11 protein-coding genes are annotated in these 15,754 nt (G+C 68.3%); 7 read left to right on the top strand and 4 right to left on the bottom strand.

The window, feature by feature from the left end:
* Nucleotide 1 precedes the first annotated feature (1 nt).
* Entirely contained in the window at nt 2–1,207 is a 1,206-nt protein-coding gene (sucC, locus tag HMPREF9056_RS04360; protein WP_009403220.1) for an ADP-forming succinate--CoA ligase subunit beta, read from the bottom strand.
* 484 nt (nt 1,208–1,691) lie between these two features.
* On the opposite strand from sucC, the gene HMPREF9056_RS04355 reads away from it, so the two are divergent.
* The gene (locus HMPREF9056_RS04355) at nt 1,692–2,462 is read left to right on the top strand and encodes a phosphotransferase (RefSeq protein ID WP_009403219.1); all 771 of its coding nucleotides are present in this window, start codon (nt 1,692–1,694) and stop codon (nt 2,460–2,462) included.
* A 538-nt stretch (nt 2,463–3,000) separates the two neighbouring features.
* On the opposite strand, the gene HMPREF9056_RS14055 is transcribed toward HMPREF9056_RS04355, so the two are convergent.
* A complete protein-coding gene (locus HMPREF9056_RS14055) occupies nt 3,001–3,804 on the bottom strand; it encodes a hypothetical protein (RefSeq protein ID WP_009403217.1) in 804 nt (267 codons plus the stop codon).
* Between the two features lie 233 nt (nt 3,805–4,037).
* On the opposite strand from HMPREF9056_RS14055, the gene HMPREF9056_RS04350 reads away from it, so the two are divergent.
* The 3 genes from HMPREF9056_RS04350 (at nt 4,038) to HMPREF9056_RS04340 (ending at nt 8,724) form a co-directional block, all read left to right on the top strand.
* Nucleotides 4,038–6,404 (top strand): 6-phosphofructokinase, encoded by a 2,367-nt coding sequence (locus HMPREF9056_RS04350; protein WP_009403216.1) that lies wholly within the window; start codon nt 4,038–4,040, stop codon nt 6,402–6,404.
* A 43-nt stretch (nt 6,405–6,447) separates the two neighbouring features.
* Nucleotides 6,448–7,761, top strand: a complete 1,314-nt coding sequence (locus HMPREF9056_RS04345; RefSeq protein ID WP_009403215.1) for a chloride channel protein — start codon at nt 6,448–6,450, stop codon at nt 7,759–7,761.
* Between the two features lie 96 nt (nt 7,762–7,857).
* A complete protein-coding gene (locus HMPREF9056_RS04340; protein ID WP_009403214.1) occupies nt 7,858–8,724 on the top strand; it encodes a CPBP family intramembrane glutamic endopeptidase in 867 nt (288 codons plus the stop codon).
* Here the strand turns inward: HMPREF9056_RS04340 and HMPREF9056_RS04335 are convergent.
* Together HMPREF9056_RS04335 and HMPREF9056_RS04330 are read right to left on the bottom strand one after the other, a co-directional pair.
* Nucleotides 8,714–9,361: a nitroreductase gene (locus HMPREF9056_RS04335; protein WP_009403210.1), complete on the bottom strand. Its 648-nt coding sequence runs from the start codon at nt 9,359–9,361 to the stop codon at nt 8,714–8,716. The genes HMPREF9056_RS04340 and HMPREF9056_RS04335 overlap by 11 nt on opposite strands.
* Before the next feature lie 110 nt (nt 9,362–9,471).
* Nucleotides 9,472–11,349 (bottom strand): alpha-glucosidase, encoded by a 1,878-nt coding sequence (locus HMPREF9056_RS04330; RefSeq protein ID WP_009403209.1) that lies wholly within the window; start codon nt 11,347–11,349, stop codon nt 9,472–9,474.
* Between the two features lie 256 nt (nt 11,350–11,605).
* On the opposite strand from HMPREF9056_RS04330, the gene HMPREF9056_RS04325 reads away from it, so the two are divergent.
* The 3 genes from HMPREF9056_RS04325 to HMPREF9056_RS04315 all read left to right on the top strand — a co-directional run bounded on the left by HMPREF9056_RS04325 (nt 11,606) and on the right by HMPREF9056_RS04315 (nt 15,676).
* Entirely contained in the window at nt 11,606–14,140 is a 2,535-nt protein-coding gene (locus tag HMPREF9056_RS04325) for a TIM-barrel domain-containing protein (RefSeq protein WP_034513779.1), read from the top strand.
* A 76-nt stretch (nt 14,141–14,216) separates the two neighbouring features.
* Nucleotides 14,217–14,861 (top strand): sugar O-acetyltransferase, encoded by a 645-nt coding sequence (locus HMPREF9056_RS04320; RefSeq protein ID WP_009403206.1) that lies wholly within the window; start codon nt 14,217–14,219, stop codon nt 14,859–14,861.
* Nucleotides 14,862–14,956: 95 nt separating this feature from the next.
* Nucleotides 14,957–15,676: a nitroreductase family protein gene (locus tag HMPREF9056_RS04315; RefSeq protein WP_009403205.1), complete on the top strand. Its 720-nt coding sequence runs from the start codon at nt 14,957–14,959 to the stop codon at nt 15,674–15,676.
* Nucleotides 15,677–15,754: the final 78 nt, after the last annotated feature.

Raw genomic sequence — 15,754 nt, 5'->3', positions numbered from 1 at the left:
CTCAGGCCTCCTTGGAAGCGGTCTGCCCGCTGATCTGCTCGGCGATGGCGGTGACGACGTCGGCGGCCCCGTCCATGGTGTCGACGACGGTGACGCCCTCGATGGCGGCGTCGGCCAGGATGGCGCGACCGGTCTCGGCGTTGTTGCCGTCCAGGCGCACGACGACGGGCTTGGGCAGCCCACCCAGGGACTCGACGGCGGTCACGATGCCCTGGGCGACGGTGTCGCAGGAGGTGATGCCGCCGAAGACGTTGACGAGGATGGCGCGCACCTGGGGGTCGGAGGCGACGACCTCCAGGCCGGTGGCCATGACCTCGGCCGATGACCCGCCTCCCAGGTCGAGGAAGTTGGCGGGCTTCATGCCGCCGTGGCGCTCGCCGGCGCCGGCGACGACGTCGAGGGTGGACATGACCAGGCCGGCGCCGTTGCCCAGGACCCCGACCTCGCCCTCGAGGCGCACGTAGTTGAGGCCGGCCTCGCGGGCGCGGGCCTCCAGGGGGTCGGTGGCGGCGTTGTCGACGAGCTCGGCGTGGGCGGGGTGACGGAAGCGGGAATTGTCGTCGAGAGTGACCTTGCCGTCCAGGGCGATGATGCGGCCGTCGGTGGCCTTGACCAGGGGGTTGACCTCCACGAGGGTGGCGTCCTCAGCGGTGAAGACCTCCCAGAGGCGCTCGATGACGGCGGCGACCTCGTCGGCCAGGGCCCCGGCCTCGAAGCCTGCGGCCTCGACGATCCGGTGGGCGACGGCGGGGGTGACGCCCTCGAGCGGGTCGATGCCGACGCGGGCCAGGGCCTCGGGGCGCTCGGCCGCGAGGGTCTCGATGTCCATGCCGCCCTCGCGCGAGCACATCGCCAGGTACTGGCGCTCGGTGCGGTCCAGGAGGATGGAGAAGTAGTACTCGGCGTCGAGGTCGACGCCGTCGGAGATGAGGACGGCGCGCACCGTGTGGCCCTTGATGTCCATGCCCAGGATGTCGCGGGCGCGGGCCTCGGCCTCCTCAACGGTGCGGGCGAGCTTGACGCCGCCGGCCTTGCCGCGGCCGCCGGTCTTGACCTGGGCCTTGACGACCACCAGGTCGCTACCCGCGTCGAGGAGGGACTGCGCGGCGCTGCGCGCCTCCTCGGGGGTCGTGGCCACGGCGCCGTTGAGCACGGGGACGCCGTGCTGGCGGAACAGGTCCCTGGCCTGGTACTCGTAGAGATCCATGCAGCTGATCCTCTCGGGGCATGTGGATGGCTTGAGGGCGCGGGCCGACGTCGGCCGGGCGGGCACCGGTATTGAGCCTAACGTCCCAGGACGCTCCACACGGGCTGGACACGAGGCTGACTTCGGGCGTCTCACGTAGGGCGGGCGCGGCGTCTCACGGCGGGGCGTGCGAACGGGGGCATCCGCTGTGGCCCGGCGGACCTGACGACTGACCGATGTGCTGCTGGTCGGCCGCCCGGTCGGGCTCATCTCGCGGCACAAGGCCTTCGGCCGTGAGCGCCGTCGAGAACGTACTTTCGGCACGAGGACTGCGTTCTGTCGCAGACGACTGGGACCAGAACGCAGTCATCTTGGGGAAAAGTACGTCCCCGACACGAAACGCAGTCCCCGATCACAAAGTACGTTCCCGGCACCTGCTCCAACCTCTACGCTTCGAGCCCGACGTCGTCCACAGCGTAGGATGACAAGGCATGGAGCAGGTGGCATGAGCGAGGTTCCCGAGGACCTTCGGGGCGGGTCGACCGAGGTCACCAAGGTGGGCGGCAGAGTACTTCGTAGTCGGCGCCAGGGCAGCGCCAATGTCGAGTGGCTGCTCACCGTGCTGGAGTGCCGGGGGTTCAGGTACTCACCGAGATTTCTTGGTCTGTCCGACGACGACCGGCAGGTCCTCGGGTTCATTGAGGGCCAGACCGGCTCCTACCCGCTGTCTGAGGAACTGCGCAGCGACGAGGTGCTCGTCTCGGCGGCACGAGCGCTGCACTCACTGCACGAGGCGACCAGCGACTTGGCGACCAAAGTGGTGGACGGCTGGATGCTGACTGCGGTTGAGCCCTATGAGGTCGTCTGCCACGGGGACTTCGCGCCGTACAACTGCGTCTTCGATGGAAGCAGGATGGTCTGCATCATCGACTTCGACACCGCGCACCCAGGCCCTCGCATCCGCGACGTCGCCTACGCGATCTATCGGTTCGCCCCACTCACCGCACCAGAAAATGCGGTCGGCTTCGGCTCTCTGGCCGAGCAGGCTCGGCGGGCCCGGCTGTTCTGCGACGAGTACGGCGAGGTGGACCGGACACAGGTCATCGAGGCCATGTGCCAACGGCTGCTCGATCTAGTCAGCTACATGCGGTCTCAGGCGGCACAGGGCGACGCGGCTTTCCAGTCCCACCTCGACGACGGCCACGACACCACCTATCTGCGTGACATCCACTATCTGAGGACCAACGCGGCGGCACTCACCAGAGCGCTCATATAAGAGGCCCTGACGGAACCACCCCAGGATCGCGGCACAAGGCCTTCGGCCGTGAGCGCCGTCGAGAACGTACTTTCGGCACGAGGACTGCGTTCTGTCGCAGACGACTGGGACCAGAACGCAGTCATCTTGGGGAAAAGTACGTCCCCGACACGAAACGCAGTCCCCGATCACGAAGTACGTCCCCAATCCTGCGCTGCGCATCACCACACGAATTATCGTTGGTTGACACGAGGAGGGCTCGAGAAGGGAGACGGTCATGCCCGCACTGACGGCGACGAGCGCGCTGGTGGGTGCCATAGTGCTGCTCGGCCTCTGGAGCGGCAAGCGGTGGGGCCGACGACGCAAGCACGTCCTCAACACTGAGGCCCGAAAGCTCCCATGCACACCAATCCACAAGCCAGTCGAAATTGAAGACATCAAAGCCGCCCTCGACGTACAGCAACCACCGTCATTGACCAGGACTTCCAAGCACCTAGAATCAACATCCAATTCAGTGAAACTTATTCATGAACCAGAGAACCGCCCATGTTTCTACTGGTCAGAAGCGAGGCATCCGAGTCTGCGAATAGCCCTCAGTGGGCCTACTTGCAACCTCCTCAACTAAAGACACCGCCCCAGAAGGTAATTCAACCTCGGATCGATTTTCAATAATTTGCTCTCTGACTTCACGATGAGAATCCGACTCACTAGAGAACAGCCACGAAACAATTCGAATCAACGGAGAAAACGCGGCGTTGAGAACGGCAAGAAATAGGAATGCCGCTGACGTCCACACTACACTTAAGCACACACTCATAGGCGCCAAAACTATATCGGGAAATCGCTCCAATACAACGCGCCACACAAGAGCCGTCACCAACAAGACAACAGCAAGCACCGCAAGGGCACACAGTGCACCCACAAGCCGTTCAGGAGGACCCACTTGACAGCAGATCGCAAACACAACCCACAAAGTTCTTGCAACCCTGGACCATAACAGCCCCTTCATCTCGTATTCAACACCAAGCCCGCGCACACCTCTCTCTTCGTTTCTTTCCTCCCTCAAAACCGGCAGAACCACCATCGCCACAACGACAACCACCACCACAGCCATAAAGACATTCTGCCAAAATATACTGCGAAACTTAAGTATCGGAGGAGCATCTACCGTAAGCCATCGCGACACAGCCTCCAACCCTACAAAACTAGACACCATCGCACCAACCTCAGTGGGATGTGTTTTCGATGCGACCGAAGCCAAAGCCGACATCGCCGCCATAGCACCAAACCACTCATAGAGGCCATCACCATCCTGCTTCCAAAAATTGAGCATCTTTTCAAGTAGCGACAATGCAACCTTCATCGAGATCTCCTTTCGCTCAGGAACCAGTATGCCAACGGTCACCGACACATATAGGTAGGCATGGGCAGAGGTCACCTAACCCCCGGCATAATCAGAATCACAGATAGCGGAACAACGCCCTTGGGACCTGGGGAGGATGACGTGGCGGCGCTCACCAGCAACAATAAGGGCTGATGTCCTCCCGGCCGACGCCGGGAGCCAGGCCCACCGGCGACCTCAGGGAAGGACCCCACATGCCAGCCGCCACGTCCTCAGACACCGCCCTCTCCCCCACCGGCTCGTCGGCCGGCCCTCTCCTCGGCCTGGACGGTGAGCCCCTGCGCATCGGGGTCCTCACCTCCGGCGGTGACGCCCAGGGCATGAACGCGGCCGTGCGGGCCGTGGTGCGCACCGCCATCCGCCTGGGGGCCAGGCCTTACGCGGTCATGGAGGGCTGGGCCGGAGCCGTGGCCGGCGGCGATGGCATCCGCCCCCTGGAGTGGGACTCGGTGGGCTCCATCCTCCAGCGCGGCGGCACCATCATCGGCACCGCCCGCTCGGCCGAGTTCCGCGAGCGCGCCGGCCAGCTGGCAGCCGCCCGCAACCTCCTGGAGCACGGCATCGACCGGCTCGTGGTCATCGGCGGCGACGGATCCCTGACCGGCACCAACGAGTTCCGCAAGAACTGGCCCTCCCTGCTCGAGGAGCTCGTCGCGGCCGGCGACATCAGCGCGGAGACGGCCGCCGCCCACCCCGTCCTTATGGTGACCGGCCTGGTGGGCAGCATCGACAACGACCTGGTGGGCGCCGATATGACCATCGGCACCGACTCGGCCCTCCACCGCATCCTGGAGGCCATCGACGACATATCCTCCACCGCCGCCTCCCACCAGCGCACCTTCGTCGTGGAGGTCATGGGCCGGCACTGCGGCTACCTGGCCCTCATGGCGGCGGTGGCCGGGGGCTGTGACTATGTCCTGGTCCCCGAGCTCCCCCCGGGCAAGGACTGGGAGGAAGACATGTGCTCCAAGCTCAAGGCGGGCCGGGAGGCCGGGCGCCGCGAGTCCATGGTGATCGTCGCCGAGGGCGCCACCGACCGCGAGGGCAACCGCATCACCGCCGACGACGTCCGCCAGGTCATCGCCGACAAGCTGGGCGAGGCCGCCCGTGTCACCATCCTGGGTCACGTCCAGCGCGGTGGCCGCCCCAGCGCCTACGACCGCTGGATGTCCACACTGCTGGGCTGCGCCGCCGCCCGCGAGGTGGTGGCCATGGAGCCGGGCAGCGAGCCAGTCATCATCGCCGAGCGCCACAACCGCATCCGCCGCCTGCCGATGATGGAGCAGATCGCATCCACCCGCGCCGTCAAGGACCTCGTGGCCGCCCACGACTACCTCGGGGCGATCCAGGCCCGCGGGGCCAGCTTCGGCAACATGCTCGAGCTGTTCGAGACCATGTCCACACCCCCCGCCGAGCCGGCCACCAATGCGGACTCGACGCCGTCGTCCGCCGCTCGCCCCAAGCGGGTTGCCATCATCCACGCCGGCGGCCTGGCCCCGGGGATGAACACGGCGGCGCGCGCGGCCGTGCGCCTTGGCCTCGACCACGACTTCACGATGCTGGGCGTCTATGGCGGCTTCCCCGGCCTGCTCGACGGCGACGTGCACGAGCTGACCTGGGCCGACGTCGAGGGCTGGGTCGGCGACGGCGGCGCCCAGCTGGGCACGCGTCGCGAGGTGCCCACCATCGAGCAGCTCTACGCCCTGGGGCGGGCCATCGAGCTCCATGAGATCGACGCCCTGCTGGTCATCGGCGGCTACAACGCCTACCTGAGTGCCTATCGCCTGGTCACCGAGCGGGACCGCTACCCAGCCTTCCAGATCCCGATCGTGTGCGTGCCGGCCTCCATCGACAACAACCTGCCCGGCTCGGAACTGAGCATCGGCACCGACACGGCCCTCAACAACGCGGTGGCGGCGCTGGACTCCATCAAGCTCTCCGCGGCGGCCTCCCACCGCTGCTTCGTCGCCGAGGTCATGGGCCGCAAGTGCGGCTACCTGTCCCTGATGTCCGGTCTGGCCACCGGCGCGGAGAAGGTCTACCTCAACGAGGAGGGCATCACCCTCAAGGGTCTGGCCGTCGACTCCGAGCGGATGGTGGAGTCCTTCCGCTCGGGCCGCAGCCTCTACCTGGTCATCCGCAACGAGCGGGCCAGCGTCAACTACACCACTGATGTCCTGGCCCACATCTTCGCCGAGGAGGGCAAGGACCTCTACGACGTGCGCGAGGCGATCCTGGGCCACCAGCAGCAGGGCGGCAGCCCCACGGCCTTCGACCGGATCATGGCGACCAAGCTCGTCGCCTACTCCCTGGATCTGCTGGCCGGTGCCTTCAAGCGCGGTGAGCCGACGGCCTCCTACGTGGGCCTGGTGGAGGGCAAGGTCTCCCTCCATCCGCTGGACCGCATGAACGACGAGCTCGACCGCGAGCACCGCCGCCCACGTCACCAGTGGTGGCTGGGCCTACGCCCCGCCGTCGGACTAGTCAGCCAGAACAGCGGAACCCTGAAGCTCGAGGACGTCCCCGACTTCGGCGAGGCGGTCGACGACGCCGCCAGCTGACCCGCCCGGCCCAGGAGCCCCGGGGCCGGGTATCGTGCCTGGCGTGCGCGCGCTGACCCGACCCCGGTTCCTGGTGGCCGCTGTCCTGGCGGGAGTGGCCGCGGGTCTCATCGGGATAGCGATGGCACTGCTCCTGGAGATCTTCGAGTCGCTGTTCTACGGCGTCGCCCACGACGGGCTCCTGGAGCGTCTGGCCACTGCCCCGCCCTGGCGGCGCGTGCTCGCCCCGGCCATGGGAGGCGTCGCCGCCGGTGGCGTGTGGTGGTGGCTGCGCACGACCGGCGGGATCACCGGCGTGGAGGCCGCCGTGGCGGACCACTCCGGCAGGGCCGCCACCCGGATGGGACTGGCACGTCCGTTCGTCGACGCCGTCAACCAGGTCCTCACCGTCGGCTCGGGCAACTCGGTGGGCCGCGAGGGCGCCCCGCGTCTGGCCGCCGGTGCCGTGGCGGCCAAGCTCACCATGTGGTTGGGAATCGGCCGGACCGAGGGCGCGATCCTCATCGCCTCGGCCGCCGGGGCGGGCCTGGCCGCCATGTACAACGCGCCGCTGGGCGGAGCGGCCTACGCCGTCGAGCTCGTCATGGTCACCGGGATGCGGCGACGCGGAGCCGTCGTGGCGGTCCCGGTGTGCGTCCTCGCCGCACTCGTCTCCTGGCTGCACTCCCACGGACGACCCGCCTTCGAGGTCGCCCCCCAGGGGCCGTCGTCGGGGACCGTCCTCGGGCTGGTCCTGTTGGTGCCCGTCGCCGCTGCGCTGGGGGTGGGCGCCCGGCGACTGTGGTCGTGGATGCTGGCAGGCCGAGTGCGCACCGTACGGTGGCTGCCGGCGGCGATCGGGGCGGCGGGGCTGATCACCGGGCTGGTGAGCCTGTGGGTCCCGGCTATCGTCGGCAACGGACGCGACGCAATGGAAGTGGCGCTGGGCACCACCACGGATCCGGCCGCCTCGGACGCCTCGCTCGGCACTCCGGGTGCTGCCGTACTCATGCTGCTGGGTGTCGTCGTCCTCAAGCCGGTCCTCACCGGTCTGACGCTCGGGGCCGGAGCCACCGGCGGACGCCTGGCCCCCTCCCTGGCGGCTGGTTCGAGCGCGGGGGCAGCCCTGGCAGTCGCGCTCCACGCCTGCGGGGTGGAGGCGAGCGTGCCGGTCCTGGCACTGGCGGGCGCGGGCGCGGTGCTCGCCACCACCCAGAAGGCCCCCGTCTTCGGGATCGTCTTCACCTGGGAGCTGGCCCGAGCCGGAGCCTGGACGCTGACGTCTCTGATCGCCGTCGTCCTGGTGGTCATGCTGCTGGTCTCCCCCGCCTGGCAACGAACCCTCATCGACCGGCTACAGCACTCACGGAAGCGATAGCCGATGCCTCCTGCCACGTGTCAGGGTCATTAATTCTTCCGATCGACCGTATACTCCTCGCGGATCGTAGCCAGCAGCCACGTCATCGGAATCACTATGGATCGTCACAGGGGCGTCGCCCCGCCCCGCCACACGTTACGCCCCACCACGGCCGACGCCTACGCCTTCGAGACCGGTCAGCCTGCTGTCTCCGAAGGGGTCACCCTTACGGCCGTCGCCCTGCTGGTCGGCGCCCCGGCACTGGGAACCGCCCTGGCGCTCGTCCGAGGGCCGTGGATCATCATGCTCGCCCTCCTTCACCTCGGCGGGCTCGTTCTCTGGTTCGGGCTGGCCCACCGCGGCTGGCGTGACCTGCTGGCCGGTGGCGGCATCCACAGCAGGACGCTGCTCTTCACGACCGGGGCCCTAGCCGGGATCACTTTCGGCGGGCTGCACGCCTGGATGGGGCCAACAGGCACCGGCCCCCTGTGGAAGCCGGATATCACTGCATCCACGGTGCTTCACGCACTGGTCTTCGCCGTCTCGGTCGGCATCGCCTACAACGCGATCCCTGAGGAGATCACGCTCAGACGCACCCTGTTCGCACCGGTGCGGGAGCGCCTCGGAGCGACGGCTGCCGTACTTGTGACGACGGCCTCCTTCACCGCTCTCCATCTTCCGACCTGGCTGACTTCCGACACCAGCCTCAAGGGCTACGCATGGCAGATCCTCCACAAGGTGCTCTTCGGGCTGCTCGCCGGCTGGTCGGTGGTGCGGCTGCGGTCGGTGTTCTTCGCGCTGGGCCTGCACGTCAGCGGAAACGCGCTGGGCCTGTTCATCGGCCAGCTTCAGAGCGAGAACCTGCCCGACTTCGAGATCTCGTGGCTCAACGCGGCGATCCTGCTCACCGGCGCAGCCGTCGCCGCCGGCCTCATCCATCTCCTGGGCCGACGGCGGAAGCAACCTTCTGCGCTCAGTCCTTGATCGTGAGGATCTCGTCGACGTCGACGCGGTCGGGGGCGAAGGCCGCCAGCTCCGAGTCCGCGGGGTGGCCCAGCGCGATCCCGACTGCCACGGTCTCATCGGCTCCGATCCCCATGGCCTCGCGCACCTCGTCCGGGTACATGACCAGGGCGTAGGCGTTGATGGCGCCAAGGCCCTTGTCGGCAGCCGCCAGGACGAGCATGGCGGAGAAGGCCCCGAGGTCATGGAAGGACCACGGAGTGGACTCGACCGGGATCGTCACGTACAAGACCGCCTGAGCATTGAACAACCGTCCCTGCGATGCCTGGAACTCCTGGACGCCCTCACCCAGCCGGGCACCGATCTGCTCGCCGAGCGCGGCCATGTTCTCCTGGGTGGTCGGAGACCACTCGGCACGAGGCTTCACCGGAAGGTCGGAGCCTCCCTTCCTGCCAGCGGCGACGTCTGCGGCGTGGCGCTTCTTGATCTCCTCCAGCGTCCGGCCGGTGGCGGCGTAGACCCGCCAGGGCTGGGAGTTCACCCACGACGGCGCCTTCTGGGCGGTGCGGACGATATCGACCAGGTCCTCCCGGGAGACGGGCTGGTCGGTGAAGTCTCTCACCGAGTGACGATTGGCGACGACCTGGCTGAACTCCATAGTGCTCTCCTATTTTCGGTGTTCACGGGTTTGCCCGGTGAGACCAACAGTCAGCCGGCCCGGGCTATTCCGCAATTCCGTCAAGAGCGGTCCCGGTGTTCTTCGGTTCCTCAGGCCCGACGGCGCAGCAGCACCGAGTCCCAGCCGGCCATGACCTCTGGCACACCCGTGTGCCCGGAGCCGGGTTGGACATCCGGGTCGCCGGCGCGCAGAACCTGCTCGGCCTCGGCCCACTGCCCCGCCTGCAGCCCCTCGACCGCGAGCGCGGCCAGCAGGCCGCCCTCACCGGTCAGGGGCAGGTCCTCGCGGGTGCACTGGGCGATGAGCAGAAGCTGCTCGACGCGGTTCTCGCCCGTCTCATCCGGCTCCGGGGACAACCACTGGCGCAGGATGACCCAGGCGGTGGGGTGGTCGGCCGCCAGCAGCCGGAAGGTGCCCAGGGCGAGGGCGTCGTCGTCGTGCCGCAGCGTGATGAGGGAGCGGTAGTGCTCGAAGACGCTGCCGGGCACTCCCGCCTGGGCTGCGGCGTGGACGGTGCCGTGGTCGGGGGCCAGGGCGATCCAGGGCTCGCCGGTGGTGAACCCGGCCTTCTCGCTACCGTCCCAGTGAACGGGGGTGCGGGCGTTGTCCCGGGAGATGGGGGCCAGACGGGTCAGGACGGCGGCCGGGTCGTCGCCGGCGCGCACGCGCTCGTGGAAGTGGTTGACGGACTCCAGGTCACGGTAGTCCTCGATGGAGCGGAAGACCGTATTGGCCATGCCGAGCTCCTCACCCTGATAGACGTAGGGGGTGCCGCGGTGGCTGTGGAGGATCGTGGCGAGGGTCTTGGCCGAGCGGACGCGCCAGGCCGGGTCGTCGTCGCCGAAGCGGGAGACGGCGCGGGGCTGGTCGTGGTTGTCCCAGTAGGCGGAGTTCCAACCCTTTTCCACCGTGACGACGCCGGAGGAGTCCGTGACGGGGGCGAGGGCCGCCTGCCAGTCGGCGAGGTTCTTCTTGAGGGTGAGGAGGTCGAGGGGCTGCGGGTCGAACTTGCCTCCGGGCCCGTCGGTGAGGCTGACGTGCTCGAACTGGAAGACCATGTCGAGCTCGCCTCGGGCGGGGTCGGTGTAGAGGGCGGCCTCGCTGCGCGTGGCCCCGGGCATCTCTCCGACGGTGATGACGTGCCCGGGCCGGGGTGCGAGGACCTGCTGGTTCATCTCGTGGAGGAACTCGTGGATGCGCGGCCCATTGGCCACCGCGGCGAAGGAGTTGCCGTAGAGATCGTCCTCGCCCTGGGGCGCGTCGGTGAGCGGGTAGGTCTTGGAGATGAAGTTGATGACATCCATACGGAAGCCGTCAACACCGCGGTCCAGCCACCAGGTCATCATCTCGTGGACGGCGCGGCGCACCTCGGGGTTCTCCCAGTTGAGGTCGGGCTGCTTGGGTGAGAAGAGGTGCAGGTAGAACTCCTGGGTGCCCTCGTCCCAGGCCCAGGCCGACCCGGAGAAGGCCGAGCCCCAGTTGGTGGGCTCGGTGCCCGGCTGCCCGGGGGCCAGCCCATCGACCTGCCGTGCGGGACGCCATATGTACCAGTCGCGCTTGGGGTCCTGCGTCGAGGAGCGGCTGGCGGTGAACCAGGGGTGCTCGTCGCTGGTGTGGTTGGCGACGAGGTCCATGACCAGGCGCATGCCTCGGGCGTGGAGCCCATCAATGAGGGCATCGAGGTCGTCCAGGGTGCCGAAGAGGGGGTCGATGTCCTGGTAGTCGGAGATGTCGTAGCCGTTGTCGTCCTGCGGGGAGCGGTAGACGGGGCTGAGCCACACGACGTCGACGCCCAACTCGTCGAGGTGGTCCAGGCGACTGGTCAGGCCAGGGATGTCACCGGTCCCGTCTCCGTCGGAGTCCTGGAACGAACGGGGGTAGACCTGGTAGACGACGGCGCGGCGCCACCATTCCGGTTCGTCGTCGACGTGGTGGGGAGAGACAACCAGGGGTGCGGGGCAGGTCACAGTGGGTTCCTTCCAACCGGCTTGAAGAGGGGAACAGGGGACGATCGCGAATGGAGACGGACTTACGGACAGGGACTCGCCGGGTCTGTCCCGGCTGCGCCGTCGGAGTCGACGCAGCGACCCTGCCAGCACTGATTGTGTCAGAACGCACAGCGAACCATGGCCGTTTATGATGATCCCGCTCCTGGGCCCGGGCGCCGCCTCCCCCCACCCCTGTCATAGCCACTGTGATGACCCTGTTGCGAAAGGCTAACCGTTGGTTTCTCCTCTCTCCGATGCTCCCGACACGCCACGTCCGGCCACTGCTCGCCCGGAGGCGATCGTCGTCGGGTCGTCGCCGGTCGGGTCCCACTACCGGTTCACAGTGCTCACCTCCCGACTCATCCGCATGGAGCTCTCCCCCACGGGCGTGTTCACCGACGCCGCCACCCAGCTGGTCGTGAGTCGCGACCTCGGAGAGCCGCCATCGTTCCGGGTGGTGCGGGGCGAGGACCGCCTGGAGATCATCACCGAACACCTGCACCTGATCCATGTCCCCTCGCTGGGCTTCTCCCCGTCCGGGCTCAGCGTCAGGCTGCGCTCGACGGCGCTCCACGCCCACGGCGGCACCTGGCACCACGGCGACGTCTGGGACCCCGACGAGACCTTCCCGACGAACCTGGGCGGCACTACCCGCACTCTTGATGAGGCCGACGGCGCCGTCACCCTCAGCCCGGGACTGCTGAGCCTGAGCGGCATCACAGCCCTGGACGACTCAGCCTCACTACTGCTCACCGAGGACGAGTGGGTCCGGCGCCGTGAACCCGGCAACCGTCCGAGCGACGGAGCACAGGACCTCTACGTCTTCGGATACGGCCAGGACTACCGGGAGGCGTTGCGAGACTTCTTCCGCCTCACCGGCCCGAGCCCCCTCATCCCGCGCGCGCTGCTGGGCAACTGGTGGAGCCGCTACTACCCCTACAGCGGTCGGGAGTACCTGGCGCTCATGGACCGCTTCGTCGCCGAGGAACTGCCCTTCTCCGTGGCCGTCATCGACATGGACTGGCACCTCACCGACATCGACCCGGCGATCGGCACGGGCTGGACCGGCTACACCTGGAACCGGGAGCTCTTCCCGGACCCCGCCGCCTTCTTGGCGGACCTGCACGAGCGGGGCATGCTCACCACGCTCAACGTCCACCCCGCCCAGGGGGTGCGGCGCCACGAGGAGGCCTACAAGGAGGTCTGCGCCGACCTGGGCCTGGACGCCGACAGTGGGGAGGACGTGCCCTTCAACGTCGCCGACCGGGACTTCATGGGCTCCTACCTCTCGCGCCTCCACCACCGGCTGGAGGGCCAGGGCGTCGACTTCTGGTGGCTGGACTGGCAGCAGGGCGGCTCCACGACGGTTCCCGACCTGGATCCGTTGTGGATGCTCAACCACGTCCACTACCTCGACTCGGGCCGCGAGCGCCCGACGGAGGCGGGCGGTGTGGAGCGGCGTCGGCCGGTGACCTTCTCCCGCTTCGCCGATGCCTCGAGCCACCGCACCCCGGTGGGCTTCTCCGGCGACACGATCATCAGCTGGGACTCCCTGCGCTTCCAGCCGCGGTTCACGGCCACGGCCGCCAATATCGGCTACTTCTGGTGGTCCAACGACATCGGCGGGCACATGCTGGGTCACAGCGATGACGCAATGGCGGCGCGATGGTTCCAGCTGGGCTGCTTCTCCCCCATCAACCGCCTGCACTCGTCGAACTCGGGCTTCACCTCCAAGGAGCCATGGCGCTACTCGCGTGATGCACGCGCCACGATGGAGGCGCACCTGCGGCTGCGCCACCGGCTCGTGCCCTACCTGTACACGTGGGCACGCCGATCGGTGAGCGAGGGCGTGGGACCGGTGCGCCCGATCTATCACGACCACCCGTGGGAGATGGCCGCCTACGAGCACCGGGGCAGCTTCTGCTTCGGGGACCTGCTGGTGGTGCCCTTCACCTCCCCCCTGGACGAGGCCACCGGCCTGGGACGGGAGCTGACCTGGCTGCCCGACGGCATCTGGTACGACCTGCCCACGGGGCGCCGTTATGACGCCATCACCGGCGGGCACGGGCGCATGCTGAGCCTGTCGCGCCCGCTGGACCGCATCGGTGTCCTGGCCCGGGCCGGCTCGGTCATCCCGCTGGCCGGGAGCCTTGCGGAGGCGGCCGGGGACAATCCGCGCGAGCTGGAGATCGTCGTCGTGCCCGGAGGCTCGGGAAGCTTCACCCTGGAGGAGGACGACGGCTCGGCCCAGCCCGGACCGAACCGGGTCGCCCGCACCCACATGGCACTGACCTGGCCGGATACCGAGAACGAGGACGGCGGGGACGCTGTGCTGCGTATCCGTCTGGAGGGAGCCGCCGACGTCGTCCCGGACTCACGGATGGTGACGGTACGGCTTCTGGCCGGCCGAGCCACGGGCGCCTGGCTGGGGGTGGGCGATCAGGCACGCCGACTCATTGTTGAGGAGGTCGACGGCGACGGCTTCACCTTGGGGGCCGGAACACTGGTGCGCCTAGGTGAGTTGAGCCGCCAGGATCTGGTCGACGGCGTCCAGCTGGTGCTGCGCGGCGCGACGCAGTCACCGGCCGACTGGCGCAGGGAGGTTCACGAGATCCTGGATGCTGCGCGCGTGGAGTACCTGGCCAAGGACCTGGCCTGGGGCGCGTTGCAGCGGGGGCTGCCCGGAACTGCTCTCCTGGGTGAGCTGGAATCCCTCGGTCTGCCTGAGACGCTGCGGGCCGCCGTAGCCGAGGTGCTCCCCCACTCCTGAGCGGAGCAAGGACCGACTCTGGCGGATGAGCTCACACTGACCGGCGGCGCCACAGGCCGCGGCTAGGCTGTCGGTCATGAGCGAGAATCCCTCCCCCCGTTTCCCCGAGGCCGAGCCCTACTTCGTCGGTGACAATCGCACCAACCGCGAGCGCATGCTCGCCGGCGACTGGTACGTCTCCGACGACCCGGACAGCGCCAGGATCGCAGCGCACGCCCGCAAAATGCTCTACCGCTTCGAGCGGGCCTTCGCCGAGGGTGAGGAGGACTGCTGGGACCTGCTGCGCTCGGCGATCCCGGGCCTGGGTGACAAGGTGCGTCTCCTGCCGCCGGTGCGCGTGGACTACGGGGACAACATCACCGTGGGCGAGGGGACCTTCGCCAACTACGGGCTCGTGGCGCTCGACGTCGTGGAGATCCGTATCGGTGCCCACTGCCAGATCGGCCCCAACGTCCAGCTGCTCACCTCGGTCCACCCCCTGGAGCCGACGCCGCGCGCCTGCTCCCTGGAGGCGGCCGACCCCATCACGATCGGCGACAACGTGTGGCTGGGCGGCGGGGTCATCGTCTGCCCCGGCGTGACCATCGGGGACAACTGCGTCATCGGCGCGGGCTCGGTGGTCACCAAGGACGTTCCCGCCGGCAGCCTCGCGGTGGGTAACCCGGCCCGGGTCCTGCGCCAGCTGAACGACTCCACCTTCGGGCCCCGACATCAGTCGTAACGCTTGCGTACGACGCCGCGTCACACCCAAGACTGAGGCTGCGCCGCAAACGGCCCCGAGCACCAGTACCGTCACCTTTTCAGGGAGCCGCCACCATGAATCCCGATGCCTTCTCCGAGCTGGCCGCCGCCCGGTACTCCGTGCGGGACTTCCGACCGGATCCCGTAGCGACTGAGATCGTCGAGGAGATCCTGGAGGATACCCGTCAGGCCCCGAGCTGGTCGAACACTCGGCCCTTCATGCTGGCGCTGGCCACCGGGGAGCGGGCAGACCGACTGCGCGCCGCCTACATCGCCGAGTTCGACGTGACCCTCCCGGTCCAGCACAAGAAGCGCGGCGCCATGGTCCGCCTGGCCCTGAGCGGTAAGGCACCCGACGGCGACTACCGGACCTGGGCGCCCCACCCAGCGGACCTGCTGCCCCACTCCCAGGCCGTCGGCAGTCAGCTGTACGCGCACATGGGCATCGCGAGAGACGACCGCAAGGCCCGCGACGCGGCCGTCCGCCGCAACTGCGAGGCCTTCGGCGCACCGGTCATCGGTTTCGTCCTGGTCCACAAGGGCCTCATGCCCTTCGCCGCGCTCGACGCCGGAATCATGCTCCAGACCCTGTTCCTGTCGGCCAAGGCCCACGGTGTCGACTCCTGCCCCCTGGGAGTCCTGGCCACCTGGCGCCGCCCCTTCGACGCCGAGTTCGAGGCGCCGGCCGACTACCGTCTCATCACCGGCTTCGCCCTGGGCTACGCCTCCGACGCCCCGGTCAACGACTTCCGGGCCGAGCGGCGGGCCGTGCGCCTGGTGCCTGCTCGCAGCTGATCCGGTCGCGGCCCGCTCGAGCCGTCACCGTCCGTGGTGCTCGACGTCGCGGTCGTACCTTATGCCTCGCGTTCGAAG

Origin of the sequence: Actinomyces sp. oral taxon 170 str. F0386, from assembly GCF_000195595.1 — a bacterium.
Classification (GTDB): Bacteria; Actinomycetota; Actinomycetes; order Actinomycetales; family Actinomycetaceae; genus Actinomyces.
The sequence above is the reverse complement of the archived record's forward strand: the minus strand, read 5'-3'. Positions and strand labels throughout refer to the sequence as shown.

Bases quoted from the DNA above. Each gene is read 5' to 3' on its own strand.
- sucC (WP_009403220.1), bottom strand. From the start codon at position 1,207: ATGGATCTCTACGAGTACCAGGCCAGGGACCTGTTCCGCCAGCACGGC.
- HMPREF9056_RS04355 (WP_009403219.1), top strand. From the start codon at position 1,692: ATGAGCGAGGTTCCCGAGGACCTTCGGGGCGGGTCGACCGAGGTCACC.
- HMPREF9056_RS14055 (WP_009403217.1), bottom strand. From the start codon at position 3,804: ATGAAGGTTGCATTGTCGCTACTTGAAAAGATGCTCAATTTTTGGAAG.
- HMPREF9056_RS04350 (WP_009403216.1), top strand. From the start codon at position 4,038: ATGCCAGCCGCCACGTCCTCAGACACCGCCCTCTCCCCCACCGGCTCG.
- HMPREF9056_RS04340 (WP_009403214.1), top strand. From the start codon at position 7,858: ATGGATCGTCACAGGGGCGTCGCCCCGCCCCGCCACACGTTACGCCCC.
- HMPREF9056_RS04335 (WP_009403210.1), bottom strand. From the start codon at position 9,361: ATGGAGTTCAGCCAGGTCGTCGCCAATCGTCACTCGGTGAGAGACTTC.
- HMPREF9056_RS04320 (WP_009403206.1), top strand. From the start codon at position 14,217: ATGAGCGAGAATCCCTCCCCCCGTTTCCCCGAGGCCGAGCCCTACTTC.
- HMPREF9056_RS04315 (WP_009403205.1), top strand. From the start codon at position 14,957: ATGAATCCCGATGCCTTCTCCGAGCTGGCCGCCGCCCGGTACTCCGTG.